The sequence below is a fragment of the Desulfonauticus sp. genome, assembly GCF_055126295.1.
In genome coordinates this window covers 1-26,851 of the sequence record NZ_JBSRHE010000005.1, presented here as the reverse complement: position 1 = coordinate 26,851, position 26,851 = coordinate 1, and the positions used below count along the sequence as shown (strand labels likewise).

Genomic DNA, 26,851 nt, shown 5'->3' with positions numbered 1-26,851 from the left:
AATTGACTCCAGAAAGGTAAGTAAACATTTACTTACCCTATGCGTCTTACTGGAAGAGAAAGAAGACAAAAGATATTGCAGGCTGCCAAAAAACTTTTTGCCAGCAAGGGATTTAAAGGCACCACAACCCAGAAGCTAGCTCAAGAAGCTGGCTTAAGTGAAGCCGGACTTTACAAGTACTTTAAAAATAAACAAGAGATTTACGAAGAAATTTTAAATCAAAAAATTCAAGATATAGATTTTTACTTTCCCAGTGGACAACAACCTAAAAACAATCTAAAAATAGAACTTAGAGAATGTGCTATTAGATTTTTACAGAGAAATATTCAAGATACTACTTTCTTAAAAATTATTCTCTATAGTGCTTTGGAAGAAAATGATTTTTTATTTTCCTTTTTAAAGGAAGTAAGAAAAAAATTTTTTACACCTATAAAAAAATCTATAAAAAAAGGGATAGAAAATAAAAAAATAAAAAATTTTGATGAAGATATTTTAGCTAAATTATTCTTTTCTATGATTTACTATACATTACTCTTAAAAACTTTATTCAAAGATGAAAGTTTTGATGCTTATAAAATTGAAGAAATAGTTGATTTGATTATTGAAATATTTTTCAAAGGAGTGGAAAGTGAATAATAATTTTAATAACCATCGACATCAAAAAAGAATAAAGATATTTATGACTATCGTAATACTTTTAATCATACTTTCTTTTCTTTACTGGTTTTTCCTGGTTAGAGGACGGGAGTTCACTGATGACGCTTATATTCATGCTGATATGGCTAAAATTTCTTCTCGTATTTTTGGTACCATAAATAGTATATTAGTAGAAAACGACGATTACGTAAAAAAGGGTGATTTACTCTTAACTTTAGATGACAGGGAATTAAAGTTAGAAAAAGAATCCCTTTTAGCCGTTAAAGAACAAATTTTAAGTGCTCTGGAAGCAGAAAAGATAAACCTGGAAATGATAGATAAAACCACTTTAGCTGATTTAGAAAATGCCCAGGCCAATCTTAAAAAGGCTATACACATAAAAACACAAACAGAAAAAGAACTAGAAAGCTTAAAAAAACAACGAGAAGAAACCATAATTTTATTAAACCAGGCCCAAAAAGACTATAAGCGTTACAAAGATTTAATCACCAATAAACTGATATCTCCCAGAGAATTTGAAGAAAAGGAAAATAACTTAAATATCTTACAAGCAAAAGTAGATTCCATTGACAAAAAAATAGAATCCTTTGAAGAAGTTTATAAGCAAACCCAGAGTCAAATTAGAAGCTCCAGAGCTATTTTAGAAAAAAGTAAGGCTCTTCAGTTAAATGTCCAAAGAACAAAGCTCAATATAAAGAATTTAAAAGCCAAACTAGAAGAAGTAGAAACTAAAATAAAAAAGACAGAACTGTATTTAAGCTATACTCGAATTACTGCTCCTATTTCTGGCTATATTGCTCAAAAAAGCATACAGATAGGTGAAAAAGTACAACCTGGAGAACCCCTTTTAGCCATTGTTCCTTTAGATAAAATTTATGTAGAGGCCAATTTTAAAGAAACTCAGTTAACACACATGTATTTGGGGCAGAAAGCAATTATTGAGCCAGATATCTATCCGGGCTTAAAACTGGAAGGAAAAGTTGTAGGAATTAGAGCGGGCACAGGCACCACCTTTTCCCTCTTACCTCCAGAAAATGCTGTAGGGAACTGGATTAAAGTAGTACAAAGGGTGCCGGTAAAAATTCTTTTTACCGAGCCCATTCCTGCAGAATATCCTCTAAGAGTGGGGCTCTCTCTGGAAGTAACTGTGTTTACCTCTGAAAAAACTGGTCCAAGACTCAGGAGTGCCAAGTAAGTGTCTGTACCCAGGGTAAATAAGTGGATAATAGCAGGTACGGTTATCCTGCCTACCTTTATTGAAGTAATGGATACCAGTGTGGTCAATGTATCTCTTCCCCACATTCAGGGAAGTTTGAACGCAGGAGTAGATGAGTCCACCTGGGTGCTTACCAGCTATCTGGTTTCCAATGCCATTATTATTCCTATTACCGGCTGGCTAGCCAGTGTTTTTGGACGTAAACGCTATTTGCTTTTTTCCATTTTTCTCTTCACCTTTGCTTCCATATTGTGTGGAGCAGCACCCAGCCTGGAAATCCTTATTCTGGCCAGAATTCTCCAGGGCATTGGGGGGGGGAGGATTACAACCTCTCTCTCAGGCTATTTTATTAGAGACCTTTCCGCCCAAAGAACACGGAGTGGCCATGGCCATTTTTGGTATGGGAGTGGTGCTTGCACCTACCATAGGTCCGGTTTTAGGGGGATGGATTACGGATAACTTTTCCTGGCGCTGGGTCTTTTATATCAATTTACCAGCAGGTATTTTGGCCATCCTCTTAACTATCTTTTTTATTTATGATCCCAGCTATCTCAAAAATAAGGCCAAAAACTATATTGATTATATTGGATTGAGCTTAATTGTTGTGGGGCTGGGAGCCCTGCAAGTGGTCTTGGATAAGGGAGAAAGAGAAGATTGGTTTAATTCTGACTTTATACTTACCTTGAGTATTATTTCAGCCATTAGCCTCACCCTATTTGTACTCTGGGAGTTAAAAAGTAAAAACCCAGTAGTAAACCTAAAAGTCTTTAAAGACCGTACCTTTACCCTGGGAAATATTATTATGTTTTTAGGATTTCTCTCCTTTTTTGGAGGGATAGTCCTGCTACCTCTATATTTACAACAGCTCATGGGGTATACTGCTCTCTGGGCTGGTCTGGTATTGGGCCCAGGAGGTATCTCCACCCTTTTGATTATGCCCATAGCCGGAGCACTGATGAAAAGGGGGGTACAGCCCAAATACCTCCTCTTTTTGGGGCTCATCATTGCCAGTTATGCCCTGTACTTAATGTCTGATTTTAATTTAAGTGCCAATTTTCTCAGTATAGCTTATCCTAGAATCATTCAAGGATTTGGACTTGGACTTTTCTTTGTGCCTTTAAGTGCAGCCACCTATCTCAATATCCCCAAAGAGCAAATGGGTAATGCCACAGGTATATTTAATCTTTTGAGAAACCTGGGCGGAAGTTTTGGTACAGCCATAGGCACCACTTTGCTCTCGCAGCGCTCTCAAGTACATCAGAACTTTTTAGTAGAGCACATCACCCCCTTTAATCCTTTATTAAAAGCCAAAGCCTATCTCTTAAATAAGCTCCTGGAGGGAAAAGAAGCCCTCTTACCTCAGGGAAAGGCTCTGGCCCTATTATATAAACAGGTACTGGCTCAAGCCCAGATGTTGGCCTTTAATGATTGCTTTTTGGTCTTCTCTTGTTTAACAGCAATCTTAATCCCTTTGATCTTTTTTATGCAATCCAGTGGAAAAGAATTTAAACCTGTGGTCTTAGAGTAAATAGGGAGGATTTTATGTATAAAAAATTAATATTCTTTTTCTTCTGTTTTTTTCTTCTAACCCCTGCCTATGGACAAGAAGCGCTCAATCTTCAGCAGACTTTAGAAAAGGGCCTTAAGGACAATCCCTCTCTTCAAGCCTATAAACAGGCCTTAGAAGCCAGTGAGTACAACCTCAAAGCCAAAAGAGGAAGTTTTGGACCATCCTTAACCACTAACTATTCTTACCTTCACTTAGATGAAGAACCCAGGAGTCAAGGGCAAAAAGCAGGAGACCAAGACCTCTGGACTTTGAATTTAAATCTTAGTCAGCCTCTTTTCACAGGTTTTTATCTTTTAAATGACTATCAAAAGGCCAAGCTGGAAAAAGAACAGGCTAGACTACGCCTCAAGCAAGCCAGGATAGAATTGGCTTACAAAATAGAAGAGAGTTTTTTCAACTTTTTAAAAGCCCAAGCTGAAGTCAAAAGTGCCCTCAAAAGCACAGAAAGATTAAAAAGCCATCTCCAGGTAGTTACCAACTTCTATAATGTAGGCCTAAAACCCAAAATAGAAGTATTACAGGCACAAGTGGAGCTTTCTCAAGCTGAGCAATACCTTATTGCAGCTCAAAACCAACAAAAAACTCAGGCAGCACTTTTAAATTCCCTTTTAAATATTCCCATCACTCAAGAGCAAAATTACATCGGAGAGTTAAAGTTTTTACCTTTAAACCTGAGCCTGGAAGAATGTTTGCAAGAAGCCTGGAAAAATAGGCCAGATCTTATTTTAGCCCAAAAAAGCGTGGAAATTGCCCATAAAGAGAAAAAACTGGCCTTAAGTAGCTTTTACCCTCAGGTAGAGGCTGATTTTGATTACTATCGATATGGAGAAGATCCCCGGGTAGATGGCACCAAGTTTAAAGATCCCAGTCAGTGGCAGGTAAGTGTAGGGTTGAAGTGGAATCTTTTTGAATCTGGTCAGAGCTTTTATAAGGTAAAACAGGCCCAAAGCAATATCTTTAGATTGGAATCAGAATATCAAAATCTAAAAAACACTCTCTCCTTTGAAGTAAAAGCTGCCTACCTCAAAGTGCAAAGCCAAAAACAAAGCATCATAGTGGCTAAAAAGGGTCTGGCTGAAGCTGAAGAGGGTTTCCGTCTGGCCCAGGCCCGTTATGAAGCCAAAGTAGGCACCAACACCGATGTCTTAGACGCCCAGGCCAGATTAAGCAAGGCTGAAGCCAATTACATCCAGGCCATGGCCGATTATCTTATTGCCCTGGCCAATCTCAATAAGGCCATGGGAAAAGAGGAGTTTTCTTTTTAAGTTAAGTGGATTTCCGTTTTCTAAAGCCCACTTTTCTTTCTGCCAGATAGGCGAGCTCTTTTAGCCTTCTATCTACCAGATCATAGATGGAATTAGGACTAAATCCCCCTCTGGCCAAAGGTTTACCAGCTTTTTTGCCTGTTAAAATTTCCAGGGCCTCTTCAATGGTGGAAACAGCATAAATGTGAAACTTCCCGGCCTTTACTGCCTCCACCACCTCATCCTTTAACATCAAATGCACCACATTATCCCTGGGGATAATAACTCCTTGCTCGCCACTTAGGCCTCTGCGCACACAAACAGCAAAAAAACCTTCTATTTTTTTGGAGACCTCACCCACAGCCATAATCTCCCCAGCCTGATTCACTGCTCCAGTAAAAGCCAAAGAAAGATTAAGAGGAACCCTGGCCAGGGCAGATAATAAGGCAGCCAGCTCTGCTCCAGAGGCAGAATCTCCATCAATGTGAGCATAACTTTGTTCAAAACAAAGGCTTCCTGAAAGCACCAAAGGTTTATCCTGGGCAAAGAGGTTTTGTAGATAGCTCTTCAAAATCATCATGCCCTTGGTATGAATAGGACCTCCCAGCTCAGCCTCTCTTTCCAGGTCAATAATTCCCCCATGTCCTACTCCAACAGTACAGGAAATCTGGTGAGGGAAAGCCATAACATAATCCCCCACTTCTACCACAGATAAACCATTAGCCCGCCCCACAGCAAAGCCCGAAGTCTTTACTTTAATCAATTCCCGATCGTAATCTTCCATAAATTCCTGCTCGTACAGGTTAAGGCGAAACTCTCTATTGCGTAAACTCCTTTTCAGGCAAGCTGCGTCAATCTTTTTTTTCTTTTTACTACAAGCCAGGGTGTGGGCTTCTAACATTATCTCCTTTAAGGTGGAAAAATGTAAAGAAAGCTTTTCCTTATCTCCACACAACCGGCTAGAAAAATCTACCAACTCAGCTAATCCATCTTTGGTAAGAGGTTTTAAAGACTCTTCCTGGGCAATCTTTGCAAGCACACAGGCATAGTTTACAATATTTTCTTTGGTCCTATAAACTGTACTTTGCAAGTGAGCCTTTAGCTTAAATAGTTTTCTAAAGCGTTCATCCTGTTCATAAAGCAATTCATAAAGTTCATCTGTACCAATCAAAACCACCTTTAACTCCAAAGGAATTGGTTCAGGAGCAATGGTTTTGGTACGAATGAGATCGTATTGGTCTCCTGGATCTTCCAGTACTGCTACCTCTTTGTTTAAGGCCCTGAGCAAACCTTCCCAGGAAGAAGGATGGCTTAAGATGTCTTCCACCTTGAGGATTAAAAATCCCCCATTGGCCCGATGGATGCTCCCACTTTTAAGCAGGGTAAAATCCGTATAGTAAGTTCCCAGCTCAGTTTCGCGTTCAATACACCCTAGTAAATTGAAATAATTGGGATTATCCTCCACAATTATGGGCGGAGCATTTAAACAGGAATTATCCACAAAAAGATTTACTTCATAGCGCTGAAAAAAATCTTCTCCCCCGCCAAAGAGATCCTGGGATAAAGAAGCACGGCTGTCTTTTTTGCGAAATTCTTCTAAATTTTCTAAAATGTCCTTTTTTAATTCTCCTAAAAATTGCTTTAGTTTGGGAAACTGGCCAAATTCCTTTTCCACAGGGTCGAGGGCCTGCTTGATTTTTTTGGAGGCAACTTCTTGTTCCAATTTGCGTTCACTTTGCCGAAAATCTTCTTCTTCCTTTCCCATCTTGCGGGTATAATCTAAAAGCACCTCCATGACCTTGTTGCTTTTAACCCGCAATTCTTTCTTAATTCCAGGCTCAAGTTGCTCAAATTCTTCAGGAGTCATTACTTTCCCTTCAAAGACAGGATATAAAGTAATACTCTCCTCATCCATATTCAGACTAAAACCATCTTTTTGAGCCTTTTCTTCCATTTTATTAAGCAAATCATCTCTACTATCCTGATAACTCTGAATCAAATCATCGTGTTTCTTTATAAAAGCATCCTGTTCAAAGGCCCTGGGAATAGTCTTTTTAAGCTCTTCAATAGCCTTTTTTAATTTCTGTTTAAAAGCTTTACCTTGTCCGGCTGGAAGACTAATGGCCCTGGGCACATCTGGATTTTCAAAGTTGTATACATAAATCCAGTCCGGTGGAGGAGTACCCTTGGGCAAATAGGTACTCAAAAATTCTCTAACCAAATAGGTCCTGCCTACTCCTTGCTCTCCAGAAACATATAAGTTATAGCCCTTTTGCTTTATTTCCAGAGCTAGCTTTAAAGCCTGATAAGCCCTCTTTTGAAACACATCCAACCTGGGTTTAAAGGCTTTACTGCTATCTAAAAAAGGAATCTCACTTGCTGGCAACTTAACTCTAAGCTCATTTACCTTAAGCTCGCATCTCCTTTTAGTGCCATTTTGCTTTTTTAATCCCTCCAAAGAACTTCCCTCCTAAAGAATAAAGATAAACTTAAAATCTAAACACTCCTGGGACCAAAGGCAAGCAATAGTTGGCACAGGCTCTTTTTTTAACAGACTGAAAAAATTAACAAAAAAACACAAAACTTTTTGTGAAGAAAAAAACAAATCACCAATTGACTAACACCTAGACCTTGTGCTAGAAGCCTGCCATTGTGAATGTTTGAACGAACTAAAAGTATGTTAACCCAAGGAGAAAAGAGCTCTTTATGTTCTTTAAAAAACGAGATAGTGCCCTGTGGCAAACTTTAAGCAAAGCCAGTCTTATTGGGATTCATCTGGTCACTTGTACCTTTGTTGGTCTGTTGATTGGTTATTATTTGGACAAGTGGCTAAATACCAAACCCTGGTTCTTAATCCTTTTTTTAATTTTTGGCATTGCTGCTGGTTTTAAAAATATGTACCTGGAGACTAAAAAAATCCAGCAGGAAGAAAAAAAGCGTGAACAAAGTAAATAAAAAGGTTGAAAAATTTTTATATCAAAGAAACTTTAAGGTAGAAGGTGTACGCAAACTGGTACGCAATCAAATCTACCTTTCTCTAGGTGGAATGGTTTTAACTTTACCTTTTTTTTCAAGCTGGTGGCTGGAGTTTAGCATCGGCAGTTTGCTTGGGCTTTTTAACTTTTATTTTTTGGCCAAATTGATTCAAGAATTGGTTTATATCAAAAGAGGAGCTGTAGCAGCTCTACTTTTTCAGTTTTATTTAAGGCTTTTTATTACAGGAATCGTTCTTTTTATAACAATTGTCTATCTCAAGGCGGACATAATAGCCCTCTTAGGAGGGTTAAGTATAGTTTTATTAAATGTTATTCTTTTTGGCTTAATACTAGTTGGGGAAAAATTTAAGGAGGCATAATCAATGGCAGGCAGTTTACATCCAGTGTTTCTCTTAGAAGAAGCAGCAAAGTTGGTCGGTCTAGTGGATGCCCATGGGCACAGTTTAATACCTAACAATGTGCTTTACTCCTGGGCAGTAATTGCAATTCTGGTTTTCTTTGGCTGGAGGGCTACCAGAAACATCTCCTTGGTGCCCAAAGGAGCGCAAAACTTTTTTGAATTTATTATTGGCTCCTTAGAAGACTTTGTGGTTGCCAATATGGGAGAAGAAGGAAGAAAAGTATTTCCTGTTTTGGCCACTCTCTTTATCTATATCTTTTGTTCCAATGTAGGTGGTCTTATTCCTGGTGGAGATGCACCCACTGCTAACATCAATACCAATGCCTCTATGGCTATTTTTGTTTTTCTTTACTACAATTACTGGGGGATTAAACTACACGGTGTAAAATACATTAAACACTTTATGGGACCCTACTGGTGGCTGGCTCCTATTATGTTGCCCATTGAGTTGGTCAGTCATTTGGCCAGACCTCTATCTCTTACTCTCCGTCTTTTTGGAAACATCATGGGTGAAGATATAGTTTTGGCTCTGCTCTTTATCCTGGCTCCCATTGTTTCCACTTTACCCATGTACTTCTTGTTCTTGCTGGCTGACTTTATTCAAGCCTTTGTATTCTTTATGCTCTCTATGCTTTACTTAAAGGGAGCTTTTGAAGAGGCTCACTAATTTACGGGGGGAATGGTCGTTTGACCAAAAATTATAAATTCTTAGGAGGTTTTGTGATGCGTAAAGTTTTAATGGTTGCTTTAAACACTTTGGCTTTCATCGTTATGGCTAGCGTAGCTTTTGCTGCTGAAGCTGCTCCTGAAGTTATTTCCTTAACTTCTATTGCTACTGCTTTGGGTATGGCTCTTGCTGCTGCTGGTTGTGGTATTGGTCAGGGCCTTGGCCTTAAGGCTGCTTGTGAAGGTACTGCTAGAAACCCTGAAGCCAGTGGTAAAATCACTGTTACCATGCTCATCGGTTTGGCCATGATCGAGTCCTTGGCTATTTACGCCTTGGTTGTTAACTTGATTCTTCTTTTTGCTAATCCTTTCTTGGGTTAATAAAAAACAATCAGAGGAAAGCCTACAAAAGGCTTTCCTCTTTTTTTTGAGAAAGTATTTGTTAAAAATTTCACACTATCATGAACAAGGTAATGTTTAACCTGAAGAATGAAAAAATTCCCCGGGCCACAATTACCAGGCTGGCCCTTTATGTTCAGCAATTAGAAGCTCTAGAACAAAAGGGAGAAAAGGTTATCTCCTCGGAAAAATTAGCTCAAGAATGCGGGGTAAACCCTTCTCAGATTCGTAAGGACCTGGCGTATTTTGGGGAATTTGGAGTTCGAGGGGTTGGTTATTACATTTACGAGTTAAAAGAAGCCATCAAGAAAAGTCTGGGCTTGGATCGCGTCTGGAATGTGGTTTTAGTGGGTGTAGGTAATCTGGGAAGAGCCCTTCTCAGACATAATGTACTCAGAAAAAGGGGCTTTGTTATCGTAGGAGCCTTTGACTGTGACCCCTTTAAAATTGGGGAAGAAGTAGCAGGATTAGAGGTCTTTTGCTCCAGTACCCTACCAGATAAAATTCAGGAATTAAATGCTGAAATAGGTATTATCACCACTCCTCCAGAACGGGCTCAAAGAGCTGCCAACAACTTAATCAAAGGTGGAATAAAAGGTATTGTCAATTTTGCTCCCACTCGCATTTCTGCTCCAGAAAATGTAGTGGTAGAATATGTAGATTTTATCAACCATCTCTTTTCCACTGCCTTTCAAATTTCGTTAAACCAGAGTAAAGGCCTATATATTTAGTGCCTTTATTTTTTCATTTTTCTAAAAGCACCACCTGCTCAATAATATTCAACTACTTTGAACTAAAAAAGGGACCAAAGAAAAAACTTGCCAAGAGTATTTTTCTTGGCTAACTAATATCCTCTTTAGTTTTAGTTTTTTTCTTTGAGGAGGTTTAGTTATGAAAAAGGACATTCATCCCAAGATGTATGATACTACTGTGGTTTGCTCCTGTGGTCATAGTTTTGAAACCAAGTCTACAGCTGGTGAAAAGATTATGGTGGAAATTTGCTCCAACTGTCATCCCTTTTTCACTGGTCAGCAAAAATTTGTAGATACCGCTGGAAGAATAGATCGTTTTCGTCGCAAATACGCAAAATTCCAAGAAAATTCTGAAGAAAAATAATCTATGGCCAATGTTTCCATAGGTGGGCAAGCAGTCATGGAAGGAGTGATGCTCCGTTTCCGTGACTGGTTGTCTATTGCTGTGCGTACTCCTAAAGGGGAAATAATTGTTGAAACCAGAAAGTGGTGGAGTCTAAGTAAAAAAAAGTGGCAAAAAAAGCCCTTGATTCGAGGGTTCTTTATCCTCTTAGAAACCCTGGTAAATGGCATTAAGGCCTTAAACTTTTCCACTAAAACCATTGTTGAGGAAGAAGGAGAAGAACTTCCTTCCTGGACACTTATATTAAGCCTGGTTTTGGCTTTAGGTTTTGGTTTATTGTTATTTGTTTTTCTTCCCCATGGAATTTCCCTGCTCTTGAATAAACTGGGGATTAGTGGAGATTTAAACTCCTTTTCTTTTCATTTTGGGGATGGTGTAAGCAAGTTTATTATTTTTATCCTTTATATTTTGGGCATTTCTCTTTTGCCTGAAATCAAAAGAGTTTTTGAATATCACGGAGCAGAGCACAAAACCATTCACGCTTTTGAAAATCAGGAAAAGCTTACTCCTCAAAATATAAAAAAATTTTCCAGGCTACATCCTCGTTGTGGCACATCCTTTTTGCTTTTTGTCCTGGCTTTATCCATTATTTTGTTTACCATTGTTGTACCTTTATTTTTCAAAATTTTTCCAGTAGAGAATTTTTGGTTGCGCCATTTAATCGCAGTGGGCTTAAAAATTATTCTCATGGTTCCCATAAGTGGACTAGCTTATGAAACTATTAAACTGGCCAGCCAAAAAGAAAACACCTGGTGGTGCAAATTACTTTGTTTGCCAGGACTTTTTTTTCAACTTCTCACCACCAAAGAACCAGATGAAAAACAAATAGAGGTTGCAGTAGCAGCCCTGGAGAACCTTTTAGAGAGAGGAAATTATGCTGGCTAAACTGGATAGTTTGGAACAAAAATTTATTGAACTGGAAAAAGAACTAAGTGCTCCAGATATTTTTCAAGACCAGGAAAAATATAAAAAAGTCTCCAAAGCACACGCAGAGTTAGAAGAAATTGTAACTACCTATAGGGAATATAAAAAATTAACTCAACAATTAGAAGAAAGTCAGGAACTACTCAAGGACCCAGAGTTAAAAGACCTGGCAGAAGAAGAGATAAAGACCCTCAAAAAAGAACTAACAGCCTTGGAAGAACGTTTAAAAATCCTCCTGGTACCCAAAGATCCTTTGGATGAAAAAAATATCATCCTGGAAATAAGAGCTGGTACAGGCGGAGAAGAGGCTGCTCTTTTTGCCGCAGACCTCTTCCGCATGTATTCCAGGTATGCAGAAAAAAAAGGCTGGAAAGTGGAAATCATGGATTCCCATGAAACTGGTACTGGAGGTTTTAAGGAAATAATTGCCAATATTTCGGGAAAACAGGTGTATAGCCGTTTAAAATACGAATCAGGAGTGCACAGAGTCCAACGAGTACCAGCCACTGAATCCCAGGGAAGAATCCATACCTCAGCTGTAACTGTGGCCATTTTACCTGAAGCAGAAGAAGTAGATATTGAAATCAATCCAAATGATTTGAGAATAGACGTCTATCGTTCTTCAGGGCCTGGCGGGCAAAGCGTAAATACCACAGACTCTGCTGTGCGTATCACTCACATCCCCACAGGGTTGGTGGTTACCTGTCAGGATGAAAAGTCTCAACACAAAAATAAAGCCAAAGCCCTTAAGGTGCTGCGTGCTCGCCTCTTGCAAATAAAACAAGAAGAACAAAAAAAAGAATTGGATGAAAACAGGCGCTCTCAAGTGGGTAGTGGAGATAGATCAGAACGAATCAGAACCTATAATTTTCCCCAGGGAAGAGTTACTGACCATAGAATTAACCTGACCATATACAACCTAGAAGCTGTCCTGGAAGGAGAACTGGATCAAGTTATCGATCCTCTAATCCAATTCTTTCAAGCAGAAGCCCTAAAAGCAGAGGCTATAAGCTAGTGTGTCTTCTAGTATTAAAGAGCTTTTAATCGCAGCCAAACAAAGATTACACCAAAAAAACATTGAAGGCGCTTATCTAGCGCCAGATTTAATTTTAGCCCATCTCTTAAAGGTCACCAAAGAGCATCTATACGCTTACCCAGAAAAGCCCGTACCACCTAATCTAGCAAAACACTTTTGGGAACTTATAGAGAGAAGAGAAAAAGGTGAGCCTCTAGCTTATATCCTGGGTAAAAAAGAATTTTATGACCTGGAACTGGAAGTAGCTCCAGGCGTACTCATTCCCAGACCAGAAACAGAATTAATTATAGACATTATACAGGAGTACTTTTCACCCAGCCAGAAATTTATTTTTGCTGATTTGTGTACTGGGAGTGGTTGCCTGGGCATCACCATAGCTAAAAAATTTCCTCTAGCTAAAGGAATTTGCCTGGACCTCTCGGCTAAAGCCCTACAAGTAGCCTCCAAGAATAAAAACAAATACAACCTAAAAAAACAGTTACTTCTGGTTCAAGGAAACTTAACCCACTTTTTCTTCCAAAAACAATTAGACCTGATAGTAAGTAATCCCCCTTATCTTAGCTATGAGGAAGTGGAAAAGAGTTCTTTGGAAGTCAAAGGATACGAACCTCATCTAGCCCTTTTAGGCGGAAAAAAGGGGCTAAAATTTTATCCCTTCCTAAAGCGTTTAATTCAACAAGCTTTAAAACCCAGAGGAATATTTATAGCTGAATGTTCTCCCTTGCAAAAAGAAGATTTGAAAACCATCTTCTCTTCCTTTCCTAACCTAAAGATAATTAAAGACCTTGCAGGACGAAATAGATTTGTTTTTGTCCAAAACCATTGCTAAAAAACAACAGTTATCTTTTTAACAACAGTTAGTTGCCTTTCTTTAGTTAAAAATATACAATTATTTTAATAAGTTAGAATAGGCACACTTCTTGCTTTTAGGAATGAAAATTTAAAATTCTAAAAGGAAAAAATAATGCGTCAAAAGACTATAAAAAAAGATATTAGCTGTTCAGGCATAGGTTTACATGAAGGGAAAAAGGTAAATCTTACCCTGAAACCAGCTCCAGAAAATACAGGAATTGTTTTCTGGTTAAAAAAAGGTAGAGAAAGGGTAAGTTTGGATCTAAACCCTTACTATGTCTCAGATACCCTTCTGGCTACAACTCTGAGCAAAGACAACAAACAGGTAGCCACAGTAGAGCACCTCTTAGGTGCCATTCAAGGTCTGGAAATAGATAATCTTTACATTGAAGTAGAGGGAGAAGAGCTACCCATAATGGACGGTAGTGCTACTTCTTTTGTTTTTTTAATGCGCTCTGTAGGACTAAAAAAACAAAACGCTCCCAAGAAAGTTTTGGGGATAACTAAACCCTTAAAAATAGAAAACGGAAATAAAAAAATCGAAGCCAGACCCTATAAGGGCTTAAAAATTCACTATGAAATAGATTTTCCCCATCCTCTAATTGGCAGGCAAACCTACACCTATATAAACTCTCCAGAGCGTTTTGTTACAGAAATAGCCAAGGCCAGAACCTTTGGTTTTTTAAAAGACGTAGAAATGCTCCAACAGGCTGGCAAGGCCAAAGGTGGTTCTTTAGAGAATGCCTTAGTTCTGGATGAATATGGCCTTATCAACACCGATGGTCTTCGTTTTAAAGATGAATTTGTTAGGCACAAAATTCTGGATTTTCTAGGAGACATTCTGTTAATTGGTATGCCTTTATGGGGAGAATTTAAGGTCTCCTGCTCTGGCCATGCCTTTAATAACCACTTTGTACGCTTTCTTTTAGAAAATAAAGACCACTACTTAACAGAAATAACCTTAAGCGAAGAAAAACACCTGGCTCCCAAGAAAAAGCCTGTTTTTGAGGCCGAGCCAGAAGTGGTTTTAAATATGTAGAGTAAAATTCTCTACTCCAGCAAGATTTGGTATTATAAAAAGTAAGTTTACCTTTAATAAATTCTCTAGAAGTGTTTTCTTCTGACTCTCTCTATAATTTGATATTTTTTGCCTTAACTGTTCCTATATGTGGGAAAAGGATAACTTTTCTTCACTAGCTATATTTATATTTACCTTAGCCAAAACCAGGGAGGCAAACAGGAAGATATTACTATATCTGGAAATATCCTCTTCATAATTTGATCTTCTTTGAACCATCTCTTTTACCTAAAAAATTAAGTAAAAAAAACATTTTACTCTTTTTGACAAGATTTTGAAAATTAAACCCAAAAATTCTTATAAAAAATAGATAAATTTAGATAGAGACCCAAAAAAACAATTATTTTTTGAGAGATGAAAACAACTTAACTGGTAAGTTATTTTATTGAAAAAATAGTTTTTTAAGGCTGGAAAAGTATCACTCAAACCTATCTTCTGAAAAAAACAAAAAAGCCTCACCTAAGAGATGAGGCTTTTCTTCTTTTTTGGCGTCCCCAAGGGGATTTGAACCCCTGTTACCGGCGTGAAAGGCCGATGTCCTGGACCGGGCTAGACGATGGGGACGCATTCTGGCTGGGGGACAAGGACTCGAACCTTGACTAACGGGGCCAGAACCCGTCGTCCTGCCATTAGACGATCCCCCAAGTAAGCGAGGAAACCTTCTTACTGGCAGGTGCTTTTTTTGTCAATCTTTTTTTTCTTTTTTTAAAGAACTGTCCTCGTCCAAAGGAAAGGTGCTTCTAGCCAAAAAAGGCTATGCTTGTCAATCTTTTTTTCTACTTTTTATAATTGGCTTCCACCTCAATAATTACTCCACCTCTGGGTTTAAACTTACCTATAACCTGCATCTCCTTAGGTGAACACACTTTAACCAGATCATCCAAAATACGATTTACCACTGTTTCCATAAAAGTAGGTTCCTGGCGATAACTGAAGAGGTAAAACTTTAAGGATTTAGATTCTATACATTTTTTATCAGGAATATAACGAATAAGAATAGTGCCATAATCAGGCTGTCCAGTCATGGGACAAAGGGAAGTAAATTCATCGCTTATCATGGTCACCCAGTAGTCCCTATCTGGAAATCTATTGGGAAAAGTTTCCAGAATATCTGGAGAAACCTTGGAAGGATATTCTGTTTTACTCTTCCCAAGTAGTTTTAACCCTGAAACATCATCAAACACGCTTCTTCCTCCTTATTTTTTATTCTTCTCTAACATCTCTTTTTTTCCTGTTCTCTTTGGCTCCAAATAAGCTTTTTACCACCTTACTTACTACTTTTTAAGTATTTAAAAAATTCACTATTGGGAGTTAAAACCAGCTCTGTATCCTTACTTAAACTCTGTTTATAGGCTTCCAAAGAGCGGGTAAATTGATAAAATTCAGAGTCTTGCTCCAGGGCCTTGGCATAAATCAGCGTAGCTTCAGCCTCTCCTTCACCCTTTAATTGCTCAGCCTTTTGCTTAGCCTCTGCCAGCATAATAGTCCTTTCCTTATCTGCCTGAGCCCTGATCTTAGTAGCTTCTTCTCGTCCTTCAGAACGATATCTTTTGGCCTGCCTTTCCCTTTCTGCTCGCATTCTATTGTAAACAGCCTTTTCATTTTCTGGTGGCAAGTCTGCACGCTTAATTCTTACATCCAGGACCTCAATTCCATAGTTAGCCAAAAGTTCATCACATTTTTTGGTCACTCTTTCCATTATCTCTGCGCGCTTGGAAGAAACCACTTCTGTTAACAAATACTGCCCCAAAGCCACTCGTAACTCTGCATAAACAATATCATCTATGCGTGAAATACCCTGGCTAACAGTTCTAACACTTTGATAAAACTTTAAAGGATCTTTGATTCTCCAGCGAGAATAATTATCCACTACCAAATTTTTCTTGTCCTGGGTTAAAATCTCAGCTGGTGGAGCATCGTATTCCAGGACCCTGGCATCAAAATAAATGACATTTTGAATAAAGGGCAATTTAAAATGCAAACCAGGTCCCAAAGCTTCGCTTACAGGCTTACCCAATTCCAAAACCAAGGCCTTTTCTCTCTGGTCTACAATAAACACTGACTGCCACAGCCCAAGAGCCAGAATAAAACTTAATATAATAAAAAAAACTTTAAGTTTCATAAATCTATTCTCCTTTTCTCTTTTCCAGCTTATTTAAAGGTAAATAAGGCACTACCCTCTCCAGAGATTTATCGGTAAAAATAATCTTACGCACATTGGGACTGGCCAAAATTTCTTCCAGGGTTTCCAAATAAAGCCTTTTTCTGGTAATATCTTTGGCCTTTTTATATTCCTTAAGCACAGATAAAAACCTGGAAGTTTCACCTCTGGCCTTACGCACCACACTTTCCTTATAAGCCATGGCTTCGTTAATAATAGCAGCCACTTCACCTCTAGTCTTGGGGATAAGATCATTGCGATAGGCTTCTGCCTCATTTATATATCTAATTTTATCTTCTTTGGCACTGGCCACATCTTTAAAGGCGTCCACTACCTGCCTTGGGGGGTGTACATCTTGTAATTGTACTGCTACTACCCTGATCCCACTTTTATATTTATCCAAAATGGTTTGCAAAAGTTCTCTTGCATCATTTTGAATAGCAAGTTTGCCTGAAGTAAGAGCAGAGTCTATTTTATTATAACCGATTACTTCTCGCATAGCAGCTTCAGCTGCATCCTTAACTGTCTTTTCTGGGTCAGCTATATTAAAAAGATAATTTTTAGGATCTTTTATTTGATATTGAACAATAAATTGAACATCTATAATGTTTTCATCACCAGTAAGCATCAAAGACTCTTCAGGTACAAGTCTATATTGTATATTCTTACTTATAAGAGATTTTGATAGTGTTCGAAAACCAATTTCTATTCTCTGAATACGAGTAACTTTAGGAGTTTGCACTTTCTCAATGGGGAAAGGAAAATGATAATGAGGTCCAGGAGTAGTAATTCTATGAAATTTACCAAAACGCTGCACAACCCCCACTTCATCAGGCTCTACAATATATATTCCACTAAGTCCCCATAAAACTAAGACAATAAGCAAAAGGATTGAACCACCTGGAAGTTTTTTTCTCCATTCTGACCACTTACTTTTAAAATCACCCAAATCTGGCCCTTTGGGCGTAAAACCCTGCCTTTCTCTTTGTTGTTGTAATTTTTCCCAATCCCAATTCATAAACTATCTCCTTCCATGAACTTTAAACTTTTAATGTTCTTTACATACCCTAAATAAGTAGTCAATAAACCCTAAAATGAAAAATCAACTTAAAAAACCAAGTAAGGTATTTCCCAAAAGTGAAGCATCATAATAGGGAAAGGACTCTGGAGAAACCAGATTTCTAAAGACTATCTCTATTCCTCTGGATTCTAAAAATTTCTTTTCCTGTGCAGTTAAAAAGTGATGTTTTTTATCCAAAAGTACAATCTCTACTCCCTGCCACCAATTTTCCACCTCTAAAACCTCAACCAACTTTTCCACCTGCTCCAATAAAGAATAGCCATAGAGTTCGGGGTCTTCTCCCAGGTTGGGGATAAATATTTTTCTGGCCTTACTTTGCCCAATGGTTCTGCCCACGCCTTCCACCAGCAAGGAACAAAGGATACTGGAAAAAAAACTGCCCATGGGATAAAGAATAAGTTTGCTTTTTAGTATGTATTGACGCACTTCTCTGGCAATTGCTGGTCTTACTATTTCTTTTTTTTGTTTGTCGTAAAGATAAATATTTTTTATCTTTTTCTTTAAAGGCGGGCATTCTTTACCTGTGATTTTATGTTGGCCAAGTATCTTTTCTCCACTTTCCAAATACACCAAAAGGTCCAGGCTGGCATCCACTATAGGTCTAACCAGTCCCTTTATCTGTAAAAAAGTATGACTAAACTCCAAAAAAGAATTTAAGTCCTTTTGCTTATGTAAATAAAGTCCAAGTAAAAACAAATTACCAATACTGGCTTTAGCTAAGGAAAAGTTTTGGGGCAATCTTGGATAAAGATATTGTAAATAGAAAAGAATCACTTCTCTATCTTCCCTGGATAAAGTTAAGACCAGAGGATGCTCTCCCTGGACAATGGTTTTAAACTCTTCCCGGAGAGCTTCAGGGGATCTGGTTTGGGGCAGCCTATAGGAAAGGAATTTGTGTTTATTCCTTTGCGCCTCAGAAGAGATATCCATAAGGCTTAAAAGCCTATTGCGTAAATCACCCAGGGCAAAAACCTGAAAGTGTTTTCTTATCTCAGCAGAGCTTCCACCTGAATCAAAAGCAGTAAGCAGGTGCACAGAAAACACTTTTTCTTTTAAAAAAATACTGAGTTTTTTTAAGGCTGTGCCCCCACTAAAAAAAAGCATTCCCTTTTCCATAACTAAATCTAAATAAAATAACTTTATCCTTAAGACAACTTTGTTTTTCTCTTGTCTTTAAAAAAGGTTAAAGGTATGCTTGACCTAAAAAAAGGAGTTTAAGAGATGAAAGAAATAAAGGCAGAAGTTTTTAGGGCTTATGACATTAGAGGCATTGTGGATGTGGACTTTGACCCAGAATGGGTAAAGACCCTTGGGCTTGCCTGTGGTACTTATTTTCGCCAACAGGGTATAAAAAGGGCCGTAGTAGGCCATGACTGTCGCCATACTTCTCCTCTTTACCAGCAATGTATCATCGAAGGGCTTACAGAAACAGGAATGGATGTAATCTTTTTAAATATGGTCTCTACTCCACTTTTTTACTTTGCAGCCAGAACGCTCAATTTCCAGGCTGGAATAATGATTACAGCCAGCCACAATCCACCAGAATTCAATGGCTTTAAAGTCTGGGCTGGTGATTCCACTATCCACACGGAGGAAATTCAAAAAATTTATCAAATCATGAAAAGTGGAGAATTTATTCTTCCCAACTACAAAGGAATGGCTACTGAGCTAGACATTGTGCCCTCTTATATTAGCCACATCGTCAACCAGGGAAAGTTTGCCCATCCAGTCAAAGTGGTGGTTGATGGCGGCAATGGAACTGGCGGAAAAGTGTGCGCAGAAATTTTAAGAAAGGCTGGAGCTGAAGTGATAGAGCTTTATTGTGAGCCAGATGGCAATTTTCCCAACCACCATCCTGACCCCACAGTGCTGGAAAATATCAAAGACCTGAGGCAAAAAGTTAGAGAAGAACATTGTCACCTGGGCATAGGTTTGGACGGAGATGCTGATCGCATTGGAGTAGTGGATGAAAAGGGAGACATCATTTACGGGGATAAATTACTAGCCATATTTGCCCGCGAACTACTTAAGGAAAAACCAGGTGCAACCATTATTGGGGAAGTAAAGTGCTCTCACCTTTTATATCAGGACATTGAAAAACACGGGGGCAGGCCCATTATGTGGAAAACAGGGCATTCCTTAATTAAGGCCAAAATGAAAGAAGAGCGTGCCCTTTTAGCTGGAGAAATGAGCGGACATATGTTTTTTGCTGATCGTTATTTTGGTTTTGATGATGCCATTTATGCAGCCTACAGGCTGGTCAAAATAGTTAGCCAGAATCCAGAAAAAAAACTAAGCTCCTATCTGGGAGATTGGCCTAAAACCATTACCACTCCTGAAATTCGCCTGGATTGCCCAGAAGAAAAAAAGTTTAAGGTCGTACAAAAGGCCCTTACCTATTTTAAAGACCAGTATGGAGTTATTGATGTAGATGGAGTGCGAATTGTTTTTCCAGACGGCTGGGGATTGCTTAGGGCTTCCAATACCCAGCCTGTATTGGTCTTGCGCTTTGAAGCAGAATCAGAAAAACGCCTGGAAGAAATTCGTAGCCTCATTGAAAATCCTTTAAAACAATGGATAGAAGAAGCCTAACTAAATGAAAAAAATAATTTTACTTTTTATCTCTGTTGTTCTGATTTTAGGGGCCAGTTATATTTTCTGGCCCCAATCTTCCAATAAAATCCAGGTCTTATCCACCGCTCAGGTGGAAAGGGGTAGTGTAAAACAAATCCTGCAAGTAACTGGCATAATCAAGTCGCAGGTAGGTGGAATTGTCAAAATAGGCGCCCAGGCCACAGGCCTTATTACTGAAATGAAGGTCCAGGTAGGAGATCTGGTCAAAAAGGGAGACATTATTGCCCTTATAGACCAAAGAAAAATCAAGGCCCAAATTCAAAATAGTAAGGCCAAAATCAAAGCCCTGGAATTAGAATTGGCCAATCTCAAGCACACTTATCCCTTAAAAATAGCCCAAAAGGAAAAAGATATTGCCAGGCTCCAGGCAGAGGTGGATTTTTGGGCAAAACAAGTTCAAAGGTACCAGAGCCTTTTTGAACAACACCTGGTAGCCCAGGTTGAGCTAGAAGAATATGTAAAAAATCTTAAAAGCAAAAAAGAGGAACTGGAAGCCAACCGTTTGGCCAAAGAAGAACTGGAAAAAGAATTTTTTTACACCCAGAAAAAATTAAAAGAAAACCTAAAAGCAGAGCAGGCCAATTTAAAAGAACTCTTAGTGGAAAAGAGTTTTCGGGAAATTAAAAGCCCTCTTACTGGTTATGTAAGCCAGGTCACTGCTCAAAAGGGAGAAACCATAGTCGCAGGATTACAGGTAGCCAATCTTATTACCATCTTAGACCCCAGCAAACTGGAAATGCGCATCTACATAGATGAAACAGATGTGGGACAGGTAAAACCAGGTCAGAAGGTACGCTTTTGGGTGGATGCCTTTCCCCAACAAACCTTTGAGGGCAAGATTAAAACCATTTATCCAGAACCTGAAATCAGGGACAACATTGTTTACTATCTTGCTCTCGTGCCCCTCACCTTAGCCCAGACTAAATATCTAAGACCAGAAATGACCACTCACTGCCAAATAGAAATCGCTGAAAAACAAGATGTACTCAGGATTCCCAACCAGGCTCTCAAGTGGGTTAAAGGAAAAGAAGTGGTCTTTAAAAAAATTGGCAAAGAGTTTAAACCCCTTTCCCCCACCCTGGGCTTAAGAGGCTTTAATTATAGTGAAGTAATTACAGGCTTAGAAAAAGGTGACCTGGTGGCCACTGAGGTGGTCCTGGGCCAGAGTAAGTCTGCTCAGTAAGTTTTCCCTATGAACTTAATAGAAACCCAAAACCTAAGAAAGGTCTTTAAACAAGGAGAAGTGGAAATAGAAGTTCTAAAGGGAATTGATTTAACCGTACAAAAAGGGGATTTTATTTCTCTGCAAGGAACTTCTGGCTCTGGCAAATCCACCCTTCTTTCCATCCTGGGGCTTTTAGATAGCCCCACTTCTGGCAGTTATTTCTTTAAAGGAGAAGAGGTGACTAAACTCAGTGAAGAAAGGATTAGCCAAATTCGCAACCAGCAACTGGGCTTTGTTTTTCAACACTTTTTTCTCATTCCCTATCTAACTGCCCTGGAAAATGTACTTATCCCCACCCTGTACAACAAAAACAGCAAACAAAGCCAAAAAAAAGCCAGGGACTTACTGGCCCTTTTAAACCTTCAGGATAGATTACACTTTAAACCTGCTCAATTATCTGGCGGGCAACAACAACGCGTAGCCATTGCCCGGGCCCTGATTAACGAGCCAGAGATAATTCTGGCTGACGAACCCACTGGACAATTAGACTCTCGCACTGGCGAAGAGATTTTAAACATTTTTCAAAAGATAAACGACCAGGGTAAGACCATAATTTTAGTGACCCATGATCCCAAAGTAGCTGGGTTTGCCAGGCAAAGTATTATTTTAGAAGACGGGCAAATTGTCAGTCAAAAGTTAACCAAATAGATAACAAGAAAATCTATCCTTTTAATATGCTTAACCTGTGGCTAAAAAAAATTTCCTTTCTCTTCTGGCTGGGCCAAAAATCCCTTTTAGCCTATAAGTTGCGTACTTTTTTTGTGCTTATGGCCATTGCCTTTGGTATCTCTTCCATCAGCATAGTTATCTCTTCCATTGATGGAGCCCAGAAAAAGGCCGTACAGATTGTAAACTGGTTTGGGCCAGATGCAGTATTTGTCTTGGGAGGTGATATTTACTCCAGGGCCCTGGGACAACGCCGCTATACTTTAAGTTTACAGGACCTAAAGGCCATAAAAGAACATTTGCCAGGAGTCTATCTGGCAGTGCCCATGCGGGCTATTCATAACATCCAGGTGCGTTACAAGGATAAAAACATGCAAGTAAACTCAGTAATAGGCTCCACCGCCCATTATGCTGATTCCTGGAACTGGCCTTTAAGTGAGGGACGAGACCTCAACGAAGACGACTATAAAAGGGCCAAGAGAGTTGCCCTAATCGGGGCCAATTTAGCTCGTTTTTTCTTTCCAGATTCCAATCCCTTAGGCAAAACCCTTTTTGTGCAAAATCTTCCCCTGCAAGTAGTTGGAGTTTTAAGTGAAAGAGATTTTTCTGGAGGCAGTGGAGACATAAACAAACGCCTCATCATGCCCCTTACCACCCTTACCAAGCGGTTTAACTTAAACAGAACCTATTACCGCGCTCTAAGACTTAAATTCCTTTTTCCTGAAAACATGCAATTTTATGCGCAAAACCTGGAAAGCTTACTGCGTTATACCCACAAGCTTCGTCCTGAGGAGCCCAATGATTTTACCATCTTAACAGCCCAGGATATTTTAAAATTTCTCTCCATGCTCAAAGGTGGACTGGTCCTTTTTTTAGGCCTTACAGCCTGTATTACCAGCATTATAGGCGGCTTTGTCCTGGCCAATCTTTTTTACCTCAACATAGAAGAAAGGAAAAAGGAAATAGGCCTCAAACTAGCTCTAGGTTATCCCAAAGAGCTTATTCTAGCCCAGGTGCTTTTAGAATCCCTTTTGCTTTGCCTCTGGGGTGGGCTGTTAGGCCTGGGATTGGGCTATGGGTTGGGTTTGCTTTTAAACAAACTCAATCTCATACCATTGCAATTTTCTTTAAAAACTTTTAGCTTATCTTTGGTTAGTGCCCTGGCAATTGGGATTGGCTTTTCCTTTAAGCCAGCCAAGACAGCTGTAAACATAAGCCCCTTGGAAGTATTAAAGAGTTAATAAAGAGTTAATTATGTCTCATAAAAACACCTTTAGGCCCATAGTCAAAGGAGTATTGCTGGCCTTTATTTTTGGAGGAGCAGCTTTTTTATTCTGGAAAAACTATGAATATTCTCTGTCCAAAATAAAAAACAAACAATCCCTCTGGGACCAGACCAAAACTCTCAGTACTGAAGAAAAAAAAGTTATTTATAACTTTGCCCATTACCTGGAAAAAAACTATGGACTTAAATTACGGCTAAAAATTACCTACGAACACATCTACATTCCCAAACTGGATAAACGAACCTTATTTATTGGCCTTGCCCCCAGCAAAAAAGAAGTTATCGTGCGTTTTCCTCCTCTTCTGGAAAAAGCAGTGGGACTGGACTTTATCCGTTATCTACAAGAAAAACACTTTCAGCCCTATTTTGAAAACAACAACTGGCCTGAAGGACTTATCTCTGCCCTGGTTTTAATTCAAAAAAAGGTAGAGCACCTTGGCTAAACTTCCCAAAGTCTATCTGTACACAGATGGTTGCTCTCTGGGCAACCCTGGCCCTGGCGGCATAGGAATTATTTTGCGTTATAAGGATAAAGAAAAGGAAATTTCCCGGGCTCATCCTCACACGACCAACAATAGAATGGAACTAGAGGCAGTAATCACAGGCCTGGAGGCCCTGAAAACCACCTGTGAAGTGGAAGTGTTCACAGATTCTCAATATGTGGCCAAAGCTTTAAATGAGGGCTGGCTGGAAAAGTGGCAAAAAAACAACTGGAAAAATTCCGCCAAAAAGCCTGTAAAAAACCAGGACCTGTGGCAGAGACTTTTGCCTTTATTAGAAAAGCACCAAATTACCTTCCACTGGATTAAGGGACACAACCAACACCCAGAAAATGAACGCTGCGATTTTCTAGCCAAACAAGCAGCAGAAAAAATAAAAAAGGAGAAAAAGAACTAGGTTCTTTTTCTCCTTTACTTTGCCCAAAACTTTTACTTCTTTTATAGACCAAGTTGCTTTTTAATGTAATCAAAATCCAGTAAAGAGCTTACCAATTTGGTCCCATGTTGTACCTTAATAACATCTCTTAGCTTTACCCTGGACAAAATAGCATCCATTTTTTGAGCCACTACATAAGTATCGTCTCGAACCAAAATAATAGGCACTCCCAGAACTTCTGCCCTGGTCATAATAATGTCGTTGGGATATAGATTTCCAGTAAGAACCAAACACTGACAATTTCCTTCCAGAGCTACCAACTGTACATCTGAACGGTCACCACCCACGATTACTGCTGCCTTGGGATTTTTCTTAAAGTGGGTCATAAAGTTTTCCACCTGCATGGTGCCAATTAAAAAGTTTTCTACGACCTTGTCTGCCTTTTCATTGGCAACAATAATCCGACCACCCAGTCTCTTGGCCAGGTCACTTATCTTAATAGCTCCCATCAAGGGATCCCTGGGAATAATACCCAAAACCTTTACCCCTTTACTCTCCAGAAAGGGAACTATCATTTTATTTAGCTCTTCATTAAAAGAAGGTGGAATATCATTTAACACACACCCAATAAGCCTGTCCTTTAATTCATCTTTTAATACTGCCAGATAGTCGTAATTGAGTTCTTTGTCATAGCGATCAATTACAATGGATTTGCAATCCAGCTCTTTCACCAGGTTTACGCCATCTACATTACAATACCTTCCAGAATACATACTTCCAGAGCCAGATACCAGCATAATATCCTTGTCTTTGCTAAGCAAAGCATAAGCTTCCTTTATTTTTTGCAACAGATTTTCACATTTACCGCTAAAAGCCTGGATTTTGAAGTCATGGTCTACCACCACTGGAGTAAGTTTCTCTGGATCTTCTGAAAGCCCCAGAATTTCTTGCATAAATAGAGCGTCTTCGTCTCCCAGCTTGTCGCCAACTTTCTTGGGCATAGCTCCCACTGGTTTCATATATCCCACTTTATAGCCTTCTTTCTGAAAATAAAGAGCTAAACTCATGGTAATTAAGTTTTTACCAGAATACCCAGAAGTAGAGCCAATATAGAGACTTACCATGTTTGTGCCTCCTTCACGTGTTTACTTTAGTTTCCTAATAAAAAGAACTTATCCATCCTCCAAGCACCAACCTGGTGAGAGGATAAAATTTAAAGGTAAAAGGAATATTGAATTTTACTTCAAATAACAATATGAAAAATCTATCTCTATCTAATAAGGAGTGCTTAAACTAAAAAATGAAAAAACACAAATCCAATTTAAGCGAACTGGAAGAATACCTAAACTATCCTTTTCGTAATTCTCAGTTATTAGAGCAGGCCTTAACCCACACTTCTTATGCCAATGAAAGCAAAACTGAAGATAATGAACGCCTGGAATTTTTAGGAGATGCAGTATTGGAATTGGCTGTATCTCATCTGCTCTACCTTTCTTTTCCTCAAGCAGAAGAAGGTAAGCTTACTAAAGCTAGAGCTTTTTTGGTTAATGAAAAAAGTCTAGCCAGAGTTGCTCATAAAATTAAACTGGGACAATTTATAAGGTTGGGTAAAGGAGAAGAACAACAAGGCGGAAGAAAACGGGAAAGCATCCTGGCAGACACTTTAGAAGCCATTCTTGGTGCAATCTATTTAGATAGCCAGGACTTTTTTCTGACCCAAAAAATAGTTGCCTACTTGCTAAAACCTTTCTGGCCTAAAAAAGTTGAAGAGCTAGAGGAAAAAAAGGACTACAAAACCCTTTTACAGGAATTAACTCAAGATAGATTTGGAGATAGACCTATCTATACTTTAGTGGATAGTTTCGGGCCTGATCATGCCAAAACCTTTAAAGTAAAACTCACCCTTCCCTCCAAAAAATTTCCAGAATTCTTTGCCCAGGCTCCCAGCATAAAAAAGGCAGAACAACAAGCAGCCAAGAAAGCCCTTTTCTTCTTGCAAAAAGAGCTAAATATCAAAAATAACTCTTAATACTTACAAGTGATTCCTGACCAAAGTTTTTCAGGGAGCTTAAAATTCATTTAAGCTCCCTTTGCTACAAGCCTTTGGTCATTTTTTTGACTAATTTTTAAAACTAAGCTCCACCACCTATAAGTTGCATGGCCATTCTGGGCAAACTATTGGCTTGAGCCAGCATGGCTACTGCAGATTGAGTGAGAATTTGATTGCGGACAAACTCAGTCATTTCTGTAGCTACATCTACATCAGAGATACGAGATTCTGCAGCCTGCAGGTTCTCCGCCTGAATCTGTAAGTTGGTAATGGTGTTCTCCAGACGATTTTGCAGTGCTCCCAGAGCAGCCCTAATCTTATCCTTGGAAACAATGGCTTCATTAATCTGATTTAACGCAGCTTGAGCAGCACTTTGGGTGGAAATGGTATAACCAGCAGCACCACTAGCAGCAGCATTACCCAGGCCAAAGGCAGAGGCTGTGGCGGTTTGAATGGCAATGTAGTAATAGTCTTCTGCAGAATCATTACCTGTACCAAAGTGAATCTTTAAGGGACCTGTGGGAGTTAAGCCAGCACCATTGTGGCTACTTCCCCAGTCAGCAGGGTTAACCGCACTTGTTGAGAGGTTTCCATTTAAGAGATAAATGCCATTAAAGTCTGTGGCATTGGCAATTCGGGTAATTTCTGAAGCCATGGCCTGATACTCAGAGTCAATAATC

At 39.1% G+C, this 26,851-nt stretch carries 30 protein-coding genes and 2 tRNA genes; 22 read left to right on the top strand and 10 right to left on the bottom strand.

Translation table 11 applies throughout. The features are described from left to right. Window positions 1-39: 39 nt before the first annotated feature. From ACTCIM_RS04360 to ACTCIM_RS04340, 5 genes are read left to right on the top strand one after another with little or no spacing between them, the layout of a single operon-like run. A complete protein-coding gene (locus ACTCIM_RS04360; protein ID WP_464278565.1) occupies window positions 40-636 on the top strand; it encodes a TetR/AcrR family transcriptional regulator in 597 nt (198 codons plus the stop codon). Continuing rightward, on the top strand, window positions 629-1,852 hold the full coding sequence (locus tag ACTCIM_RS04355; protein ID WP_464278566.1) for a hypothetical protein: 1,224 nt from the start codon (window positions 629-631) through the stop codon (window positions 1,850-1,852). Before ACTCIM_RS04360 ends, ACTCIM_RS04355 begins: the two co-directional genes overlap by 8 nt. Beyond that, window positions 1,853-2,332, top strand: coding sequence for an MFS transporter (locus ACTCIM_RS04350; protein ID WP_472314009.1), 480 nt, complete (start codon window positions 1,853-1,855; stop codon window positions 2,330-2,332). Next, a complete protein-coding gene (locus ACTCIM_RS04345; protein WP_472314266.1) occupies window positions 2,217-3,401 on the top strand; it encodes a DHA2 family efflux MFS transporter permease subunit in 1,185 nt (394 codons plus the stop codon). Before ACTCIM_RS04350 ends, ACTCIM_RS04345 begins: the two co-directional genes overlap by 116 nt. Before the next feature lie 14 nt (window positions 3,402-3,415). After that, complete coding sequence (locus ACTCIM_RS04340) at window positions 3,416-4,708, top strand: TolC family protein (RefSeq protein WP_464278567.1); 1,293 nt, start codon at window positions 3,416-3,418, stop codon at window positions 4,706-4,708. Between the two features lies 1 nt (window position 4,709). On the opposite strand, the gene ACTCIM_RS04335 is transcribed toward ACTCIM_RS04340, so the two are convergent. After that, the gene (locus tag ACTCIM_RS04335; RefSeq protein WP_472314007.1) at window positions 4,710-7,145 is read right to left on the bottom strand and encodes a Lon protease family protein; all 2,436 of its coding nucleotides are present in this window, start codon (window positions 7,143-7,145) and stop codon (window positions 4,710-4,712) included. A gap of 248 nt (window positions 7,146-7,393) precedes the next feature. Between ACTCIM_RS04335 and ACTCIM_RS04330 the strand changes: the two genes are divergently transcribed. The 10 genes from ACTCIM_RS04330 to lpxC all read left to right on the top strand — a co-directional run bounded on the left by ACTCIM_RS04330 (window position 7,394) and on the right by lpxC (window position 14,154). Then, complete coding sequence (locus ACTCIM_RS04330; protein WP_029968342.1) at window positions 7,394-7,642, top strand: AtpZ/AtpI family protein; 249 nt, start codon at window positions 7,394-7,396, stop codon at window positions 7,640-7,642. Then, on the top strand, window positions 7,626-8,042 hold the full coding sequence (locus ACTCIM_RS04325; RefSeq protein ID WP_029968345.1) for an ATP synthase subunit I: 417 nt from the start codon (window positions 7,626-7,628) through the stop codon (window positions 8,040-8,042). Before ACTCIM_RS04330 ends, ACTCIM_RS04325 begins: the two co-directional genes overlap by 17 nt. Window positions 8,043-8,045: 3 nt before the next feature. Continuing rightward, the gene (gene atpB, locus ACTCIM_RS04320; RefSeq protein WP_472314005.1) at window positions 8,046-8,750 is read left to right on the top strand and encodes a F0F1 ATP synthase subunit A; all 705 of its coding nucleotides are present in this window, start codon (window positions 8,046-8,048) and stop codon (window positions 8,748-8,750) included. A gap of 56 nt (window positions 8,751-8,806) precedes the next feature. Beyond that, a complete protein-coding gene (gene atpE / locus ACTCIM_RS04315; RefSeq protein ID WP_029968356.1) occupies window positions 8,807-9,130 on the top strand; it encodes an ATP synthase F0 subunit C in 324 nt (107 codons plus the stop codon). A gap of 92 nt (window positions 9,131-9,222) precedes the next feature. Next, the gene (locus tag ACTCIM_RS04310) at window positions 9,223-9,879 is read left to right on the top strand and encodes a redox-sensing transcriptional repressor Rex (RefSeq protein ID WP_472314003.1); all 657 of its coding nucleotides are present in this window, start codon (window positions 9,223-9,225) and stop codon (window positions 9,877-9,879) included. A gap of 160 nt (window positions 9,880-10,039) precedes the next feature. Beyond that, window positions 10,040-10,264, top strand: coding sequence for a 50S ribosomal protein L31 (gene rpmE, locus ACTCIM_RS04305; protein WP_029968360.1), 225 nt, complete (start codon window positions 10,040-10,042; stop codon window positions 10,262-10,264). Window positions 10,265-10,267: 3 nt separating this feature from the next. Then, the gene (locus ACTCIM_RS04300; RefSeq protein WP_472314001.1) at window positions 10,268-11,188 is read left to right on the top strand and encodes a DUF1385 domain-containing protein; all 921 of its coding nucleotides are present in this window, start codon (window positions 10,268-10,270) and stop codon (window positions 11,186-11,188) included. Then, window positions 11,178-12,242: a peptide chain release factor 1 gene (prfA, locus tag ACTCIM_RS04295; RefSeq protein ID WP_472313999.1), complete on the top strand. Its 1,065-nt coding sequence runs from the start codon at window positions 11,178-11,180 to the stop codon at window positions 12,240-12,242. The genes ACTCIM_RS04300 and prfA overlap by 11 nt, the downstream gene beginning before the upstream one ends. Before the next feature lies 1 nt (window position 12,243). Further along, on the top strand, window positions 12,244-13,092 hold the full coding sequence (gene prmC / locus ACTCIM_RS04290; RefSeq protein WP_472313997.1) for a peptide chain release factor N(5)-glutamine methyltransferase: 849 nt from the start codon (window positions 12,244-12,246) through the stop codon (window positions 13,090-13,092). 135 nt (window positions 13,093-13,227) lie between these two features. Next, complete coding sequence (lpxC, locus tag ACTCIM_RS04285) at window positions 13,228-14,154, top strand: UDP-3-O-acyl-N-acetylglucosamine deacetylase (protein ID WP_464278573.1); 927 nt, start codon at window positions 13,228-13,230, stop codon at window positions 14,152-14,154. Window positions 14,155-14,277: 123 nt separating this feature from the next. Here lpxC and ACTCIM_RS04280 read toward each other — a convergent pair whose 3' ends face one another. The 7 genes from ACTCIM_RS04280 to ACTCIM_RS04250 all read right to left on the bottom strand — a co-directional run bounded on the left by ACTCIM_RS04280 (window position 14,278) and on the right by ACTCIM_RS04250 (window position 18,539). Further along, window positions 14,278-14,412 carry a hypothetical protein gene (locus ACTCIM_RS04280; protein WP_464278574.1) on the bottom strand — a complete coding sequence of 45 codons (135 nt, stop codon included), beginning with the start codon at window positions 14,410-14,412 and terminating at the stop codon, window positions 14,278-14,280. Between the two features lie 267 nt (window positions 14,413-14,679). Further along, window positions 14,680-14,757: transfer RNA gene (locus ACTCIM_RS04275), tRNA-Glu, on the bottom strand. Between the two features lie 6 nt (window positions 14,758-14,763). Beyond that, window positions 14,764-14,837, bottom strand: a tRNA-Gln gene (locus tag ACTCIM_RS04270). A 132-nt stretch (window positions 14,838-14,969) separates the two neighbouring features. Further along, window positions 14,970-15,377: a preQ(1) synthase gene (queF, locus tag ACTCIM_RS04265; protein ID WP_029969873.1), complete on the bottom strand. Its 408-nt coding sequence runs from the start codon at window positions 15,375-15,377 to the stop codon at window positions 14,970-14,972. 83 nt (window positions 15,378-15,460) lie between these two features. Further along, window positions 15,461-16,315: a protease modulator HflC gene (hflC, locus tag ACTCIM_RS04260; protein ID WP_464278575.1), complete on the bottom strand. Its 855-nt coding sequence runs from the start codon at window positions 16,313-16,315 to the stop codon at window positions 15,461-15,463. Window positions 16,316-16,319: 4 nt separating this feature from the next. Then, window positions 16,320-17,372 (bottom strand): FtsH protease activity modulator HflK, encoded by a 1,053-nt coding sequence (gene hflK, locus ACTCIM_RS04255; RefSeq protein WP_464278576.1) that lies wholly within the window; start codon window positions 17,370-17,372, stop codon window positions 16,320-16,322. An 84-nt stretch (window positions 17,373-17,456) separates the two neighbouring features. Continuing rightward, window positions 17,457-18,539 (bottom strand): GAK system CofD-like protein, encoded by a 1,083-nt coding sequence (locus ACTCIM_RS04250; protein WP_472313994.1) that lies wholly within the window; start codon window positions 18,537-18,539, stop codon window positions 17,457-17,459. 117 nt (window positions 18,540-18,656) lie between these two features. Here ACTCIM_RS04250 and ACTCIM_RS04245 point away from each other — a divergent pair, with 117 nt between their 5' ends. Genes ACTCIM_RS04245 through rnhA form a run of 6 tightly spaced genes read left to right on the top strand, consistent with a single transcriptional unit; the run spans window position 18,657 to window position 24,142 of the window. After that, entirely contained in the window at window positions 18,657-20,027 is a 1,371-nt protein-coding gene (locus ACTCIM_RS04245; protein WP_029969888.1) for a phosphomannomutase, read from the top strand. Window positions 20,028-20,031: 4 nt separating this feature from the next. Then, window positions 20,032-21,252: an HlyD family secretion protein gene (locus ACTCIM_RS04240; protein ID WP_472313992.1), complete on the top strand. Its 1,221-nt coding sequence runs from the start codon at window positions 20,032-20,034 to the stop codon at window positions 21,250-21,252. A gap of 9 nt (window positions 21,253-21,261) precedes the next feature. Beyond that, the gene (locus ACTCIM_RS04235) at window positions 21,262-21,942 is read left to right on the top strand and encodes an ABC transporter ATP-binding protein (protein WP_029969893.1); all 681 of its coding nucleotides are present in this window, start codon (window positions 21,262-21,264) and stop codon (window positions 21,940-21,942) included. A gap of 26 nt (window positions 21,943-21,968) precedes the next feature. After that, window positions 21,969-23,201 carry an ABC transporter permease gene (locus ACTCIM_RS04230; RefSeq protein ID WP_472313990.1) on the top strand — a complete coding sequence of 411 codons (1,233 nt, stop codon included), beginning with the start codon at window positions 21,969-21,971 and terminating at the stop codon, window positions 23,199-23,201. 13 nt (window positions 23,202-23,214) lie between these two features. Next, a complete protein-coding gene (locus tag ACTCIM_RS04225) occupies window positions 23,215-23,688 on the top strand; it encodes a TPM domain-containing protein (RefSeq protein WP_029969897.1) in 474 nt (157 codons plus the stop codon). Continuing rightward, complete coding sequence (rnhA, locus tag ACTCIM_RS04220; protein ID WP_472313988.1) at window positions 23,681-24,142, top strand: ribonuclease HI; 462 nt, start codon at window positions 23,681-23,683, stop codon at window positions 24,140-24,142. Before ACTCIM_RS04225 ends, rnhA begins: the two co-directional genes overlap by 8 nt. A 41-nt stretch (window positions 24,143-24,183) precedes the next feature. Here the strand turns inward: rnhA and ACTCIM_RS04215 are convergent, their stop codons facing one another. Then, a complete protein-coding gene (locus ACTCIM_RS04215; protein ID WP_472313985.1) occupies window positions 24,184-25,245 on the bottom strand; it encodes a phosphotransacetylase family protein in 1,062 nt (353 codons plus the stop codon). A gap of 176 nt (window positions 25,246-25,421) precedes the next feature. Between ACTCIM_RS04215 and rnc the strand changes: the two genes are divergently transcribed. Next, a complete protein-coding gene (gene rnc, locus ACTCIM_RS04210) occupies window positions 25,422-26,150 on the top strand; it encodes a ribonuclease III (protein ID WP_472313983.1) in 729 nt (242 codons plus the stop codon). A 103-nt stretch (window positions 26,151-26,253) separates the two neighbouring features. On the opposite strand, the gene ACTCIM_RS04205 is transcribed toward rnc, so the two are convergent. Then, the coding region (locus ACTCIM_RS04205) for a flagellin (protein ID WP_472313982.1) at window positions 26,254-26,851 on the bottom strand (598 nt) is incomplete at its 5' end.